This is a genomic window from Luteibacter sp. (assembly GCF_051958795.1).
GTDB lineage: Bacteria > Pseudomonadota > Gammaproteobacteria > Xanthomonadales > Rhodanobacteraceae > Luteibacter.
Genome location: NZ_JBQCFT010000387.1, coordinates 1 through 5265, shown reverse-complemented (window position 1 = coordinate 5265; position 5265 = coordinate 1). Strand labels below are relative to the sequence as shown.

At 64.2% G+C, this 5265-nt stretch carries 6 protein-coding genes; 5 read left to right on the top strand and 1 reads right to left on the bottom strand.

The features are described 5' to 3' along the window. From ACTHLF_RS20425 to ACTHLF_RS20410, 4 genes are all read left to right on the top strand, one after another. Positions 1-436 (top strand): GMP synthase (glutamine-hydrolyzing) (locus ACTHLF_RS20425; RefSeq protein WP_440329940.1); only part of this gene is annotated, 436 nt, incomplete at its 5' end. A 36-nt stretch (positions 437-472) separates the two neighbouring features. After that, positions 473-1117 (top strand): DNA oxidative demethylase AlkB, encoded by a 645-nt coding sequence (alkB, locus tag ACTHLF_RS20420; RefSeq protein WP_440329938.1) that lies wholly within the window; start codon positions 473-475, stop codon positions 1115-1117. A gap of 106 nt (positions 1118-1223) precedes the next feature. Continuing rightward, positions 1224-2045, top strand: a complete 822-nt coding sequence (locus ACTHLF_RS20415) for a type IV toxin-antitoxin system AbiEi family antitoxin domain-containing protein (protein ID WP_440329936.1) — start codon at positions 1224-1226, stop codon at positions 2043-2045. 28 nt (positions 2046-2073) lie between these two features. Continuing rightward, positions 2074-2976, top strand: coding sequence for a nucleotidyl transferase AbiEii/AbiGii toxin family protein (locus tag ACTHLF_RS20410; protein WP_440329934.1), 903 nt, complete (start codon positions 2074-2076; stop codon positions 2974-2976). A 100-nt stretch (positions 2977-3076) separates the two neighbouring features. Here the strand turns inward: ACTHLF_RS20410 and ACTHLF_RS20405 are convergent, their stop codons facing one another. Beyond that, the gene (locus tag ACTHLF_RS20405) at positions 3077-4021 is read right to left on the bottom strand and encodes an AraC family transcriptional regulator (RefSeq protein ID WP_440329932.1); all 945 of its coding nucleotides are present in this window, start codon (positions 4019-4021) and stop codon (positions 3077-3079) included. A 97-nt stretch (positions 4022-4118) separates the two neighbouring features. On the opposite strand from ACTHLF_RS20405, the gene ACTHLF_RS20400 reads away from it, so the two are divergent. Next, positions 4119-5150, top strand: coding sequence for an SDR family oxidoreductase (locus ACTHLF_RS20400; protein WP_440329930.1), 1032 nt, complete (start codon positions 4119-4121; stop codon positions 5148-5150). The last annotated feature ends 115 nt before the right edge of the window (positions 5151-5265 follow it).

The following is a 5265-nucleotide window of genomic DNA, read 5'->3' as shown; positions in this document are numbered from 1 at the left end:
GGACGAAGTCCGCCGCATCGGCGTCGAACTCGGCCTGCCGCGCGAGATGGTCTACCGCCACCCGTTCCCGGGCCCGGGCCTCGGCGTGCGCGTGCTGGGTGAAGTGAAGCCGGAATACGTCGACCTGCTGCAGCGCGCCGATGCGATCTTCATTGAAGAGCTGCGCGCGCACGGGCTGTACGACCGGGTGAGCCAGGCGTTCGCCGTGTTCCTGCCGGTGCGTTCGGTGGGCGTCGTCGGCGATGGCCGCGCCTATGAGTGGGTCATCGCGCTGCGTGCGGTGGAGACGATCGACTTCATGACGGCGCACTGGGCGCACCTGCCGTATGACTTCCTCGATAAGTGCTCTACGCGCATTATCAATGAGTTGCGTGGTATTTCTCGTGTTGTTTATGACATTTCGGGGAAGCCGCCGGCTACGATTGAGTGGGAGTAAGGCGAGCCCGCAAGGGCGTCTTCAGGCGCTAGTCGTATGGATTCGTTTGACCTGTTCGAACCAACTGGTGCGACGCTGCGGCTAGGTAACGATGCCGTGGTGTTGCGCGAGTTCGCGCTCGGTCGCGTGGGGGAGCTCTTTCCTGCGATCGTTGCCGTCGAGGCCGCGTCACCCCTGCGCCGGATGGTGACGCCAGGCGGTTTGACGATGTCGGTTGCGTCGACGAACTGCGGCATGCTGGGCTGGGTATCGGACCAGCGTGGCTACCGCTACACCTCGGTCGATCCGGAAACGCGCAAGCCGTGGCCAGCGATGCCGGACGTCTTCGCGTCGCTGGCGACCCTGGCCGCTGCGGAGGCAGGTTTTCCGGGCTTCGAACCGGATGCCTGCCTGATCAATCACTACGCGCCGGGCGCGCGGATGTCGCTACACCAGGACAAGAACGAGCGTGATTTCGGCGCGCCGATCGTTTCCGTGTCGCTGGGGCTGTCGGCCACCTTCCTCTTCGGCGGCCACGAGCGAACCGACCGCGCCGCGAGGGTGTCCCTGCATCATGGCGACGTCGTGGTGTGGGGCGGCGCCGACCGCCTGCGTTACCACGGCATCATGCCGCTGAAGAGCGCGCAACATCCCCTCACCGGTACCGAGCGGATCAACCTGACGTTCCGTATGGCGGGGTGAGTTGGATCACGCCGGCCTTAAGAAGGTCGCTCCGAGTGACGTTTTCTTTGTTCTTGGTAAACCAGCGCCGCTTGCGTTAGTTTAAAAAACTCGTATTTTAGTCACCGTGAGTGACTCAAATCCCAAAAAATTAAACTCGCTGCTTATCCAGCTCGGCGACACTCAGCTCGTCTCGGCACGCTGGCTGAGGACGCACGGATATCCGAGCAACCTGGTTGTGCGCTATGTCGCCGGCGGCTGGCTCGTGCCCGTTGCCCGTGGGGTTTACCTGCGCGCGGGCGGCCGGTTGACCTGGGAGGGCGCGGTTCGAACCCTTCAGGGCGACGTGAGTAGTTCGGTGCACGTTGGCGGCCGTTTTGCGCTCAGCTTGCAGGGGCATGAGCACTACCTACGCCTGGGCGATGCCGGTACGGTGACGTTGTACGGCCTGCGCCGCCCTCCGGCGTGGCTCGCAAAGCTTCCGCTTGAACAGCGATTTGCGTTCATGGGCTTGGGCTCGTTCGATTCGGCTTCCCAGATGTTTTTGGGTGGAGTTCCTGACGCCGCGCTGGCAGAGCGAGGACTATTTCGCCGCCGGCCCGTGGATGGCGACGGCGCCCTGGTGTGTTCAACCGTCGAGCGCGCCATGCTTGAACTATGTGACGGCGTATCCGAGCCGACGCTGGTCTATGAAATCGACGCACTGATGCAGTCGATGACAACCCTCAGCCCGCAGCGACTCGCACAGCAACTACGACACTGCCGAAGCATCAAGGCCAAGCGCCTGTTCCTTGCGCTCGCGCACCGCCACCAACATGCATGGCTGCCGCATGTCCCGCTCGACGGTGTGGATCTCGGTAGCGGCAAGCGCGCCCTGGTGCCGGGTGGCCGTCTGGACCCGACCTATCTAATCACTTTGCCAACGGATCTGGATGAGCACTTGGCTTGACGAAAGAGGGCAGCGATACGCTGATCGCGTGCGATTGCTGATCGAGATCCTTCCCGAGCTGGCTCGAGAGCCTCAGTTTGCCTTGAAGGGCGGAACGGCCATCAACCTCTTTGAGCACGACCTGCCGAGGTTGTCGGTCGATATTGATCTAGCCTGGCTGCCCGTCAATCCCTTCGCCGAAGATGCACGGCTCATAACGGAAGCCCTTGGTCGCCTGGCAGCTGCATTGCGAGCTCGTCCGCTTCAGCTTCATGTGCAGACGTCGGGATCTGCTGGCGGCTTCATCAATCGCCTCGTGGTCAGGCGAGGCAACGCGCGCGTGCAGATCGAAACGAGCCCCGTAATGCGCGGAACCGTGCATCCGGTGCGCACGATGGTCGTGCGACCTAGTGTCGAGGAGGCGTTTGGGTTCGCCTCCGTGAAGGTCGTCAGCTTCGCTGATCTCTATGCGGGCAAGCTTTCCGCCGCGCTCTCGCGACAGCATCCCCGGGATTTGTTCGATGTCGGGCTGTTGCTTGATGATAAGCGGACAGGGCAGGAGCTATGGCGAACGTTCCTCGTCTATCTGACGTGCAGTCCGAAACCCGCATGGGAGATGTTGGCGCCACATATGCCCGCAGATTTTTCTGCGACGTTCGACGCGCATTTCAAGGGGATGACTGCCGAGCCGGTAGAAGTAGAGGGTCTGCTCGCTATTCGTGAGCGGCTCTTGGATCGCATCGCAGGTTGGCTGGATGAGCCATCACGGGCGTTCCTTCGCTCTGTTGAGCACGAGGCGCCGGACTTCGGTCTGATTGGGTTTGCTGATGCGGTCGAGTTGCCTGCGGTGAAGCACAAGCTGCGCAATCTTGCGCAGCGCACATCAGCGAAACGCGTCGCCGACAGAGCGTTGCTGGAGGAGGCGTTCGACTCTATAGCTGACGTGGTGTGAGTCTCGAAAAAGGCGTCGGAAAATCCTACTCGAAAGCTAGGTCATAAGAGAGTTATCCGCGCACCGTCGAGGCGGCCGGCCATCGGGTGCTCTGGTATAGCTAAGCCAACTCCGAATCGCACACCGATCCCTCACGAATCCGAATCCGATACGCCCGCGGCGATTCCCCCATAGCACGCTTGAACGCGGCACTGAACGCGCTTTCCGAAGCATACCCAAGCTCGCCGGCAAGGACAGCGACAGCGATTTTGCCGTCACTCAGTGCGCGCGTTGCCAGGTGCATGCGCCACGAATTGAGGTAAGCCAGCGGTGTCGTTCCTGCTGTGTCGCGAAACCGATTGGCAAATGTCGTCCGTGACATCGCGCACGCCTGGGCCAGCTCTTCAAGGCTCCAGGCCCGAGCCGGGTCGGCGTGCATAAGGCGGATGGCCGGCGCGATCCGCGGATCACCAAGGGCACGCAGCCAGCCGGACGGCATGGGGCCCGAGGTCTGCAGGTGCGCCCGCAGGATCTGGATAAACAGCAGCTGGGCGAGTTGCGCGGAGGCGAGCTGCGTGCCGGGTTGGTCGGTGCGCCGCTCCGCGACCAGCTCGGCGAGCAGCCAGCGGAAGGATGTGGCCTGGGGCGAGTCGGCGCCCACGTGGATCCACGCAGGTAGCACGTCGGCCAGGAGCCGGCCGCTGGCTGGGTCGAGAAGGACATGGCCGCCGATGTGGGCGAAGTCGCTGCCATCGCCGAGCGTCACCACGGATTTGCCCGACGCGGAGAACACCGCCATCGCATCCTGCGGTGGCACGCTAAGGTCGCTGGCCAGCACGATCCGGCGCTTTGCCGTGATCAGGCCCACATCCCCCGTGCCGAACCAGATGGGCTCGGGCTCACCCTCGATCGTCACCCAGCAGCCGCCCTTCACCACGGCGAAGAACTTGATGCTGGAGGGCGGCGGGAACGCGATGGCCCAGGGGCCACTGGCGCTGAAACCACCCGTGACGAGCGATTCCGCCTGGGTAAACCGGAGGATGTCGGAGAAGGGGTCCGTACTCATGGCCGTACTCTCGAGCAAGTAATGCGCACTGTATCGCATTCTCCGTACGCGCTTCGCTCCTTAAGCTTTCCGGATTCAGCGACTGCCGGAGCAACCCATGAACCACGATCTCGTCCTCGTCACCGGTGGCACCGGTTTCATTGCGCAGCACTGCATCATCGCGCTGCTGGAACGCGGGTACCGCGTGCGCACCACCGTGCGAACACCTGGACGCGAGGCCGAGGTGCGTGAAAACCTGCGCTCGGCGGGTGTCGATGCCGGTGACCGCCTGGCCTTCGTCCGTGCCGACCTCGGCGAAGACGCGGGCTGGGCCGAGGCCGCCCAGGGTTGTAGCTACGTCATGCACGGCGCCTCGCCTACGCCTTCCGGTGACCAGGTGCGCGAAGAGGACTGGATCCGCCCGGCCGTCGACGGAAACCTGCGCGTGCTCAGAGCGGCGCGGGACGCCGGTGTAAAACGCGTTGTGCTCACCTCCGCGTTTGGTGCGGTCGGGGCAGGGGACAAGGCCGGTTATCCGCGCCCGTTCAAGGAGACCGACTGGAGCGACCTCGAGGGAAATATCGCGCCGTACCAGAAGTCGAAGACGCTGGCCGAGCGCGCTGCATGGGATTTCATCAAGCGCGAGGGCAAGGGCCTCGAACTCTCGTCGGTGAACCCGACTGCCGTGATGGGGCCCGCCCTGGGTGCGGATTACTCGCACTCCGTCCGCCTGGTGAAGAACCTGCTGGAAGGCAACCAGAAGGGCTGCCCGAAGATCAATTCCGGTTTCGTCGATGTCCGCGACGTGGCGGACCTGCACCTGCGCGCCATGCTCGATCCGAAGGCATCGGGCGAGCGTTTCATCGCCACCGCGGGCGAGAGCATGTCGATGGCCGACGTGGCCCGGGTATTGCGCGAGCGCCTGGGGCCGGCGGCGGCGAAGGTGCCGACGCGCGTGCTGCCGAATTGGGTCGTGCGCCTTGCGGCGCGGAAGAATCCGGCGTTGCGCCCGGTAGTCGCCCTGCTCGGTGTCGACTTGAGCGCCACCAGCGCCAAGGCGCAGCGCGTGCTGGGGTGGAAGCCGCGTTCACGCGAGGATGCGATCGTGGCGAGTGCGGAAAGCCTGATCCGGCTTGGCCTGGTTGGCTGAGCAACCCGCACGATCTTGTGGGAGCGGGGGGGGGCGGGGACAAGGCCGCCCATTACCCCCACCCCCCCAACCCCCCGCCCCAAGGGTGGGGGGGCTGGTGTGGGGGCCGGCGCCC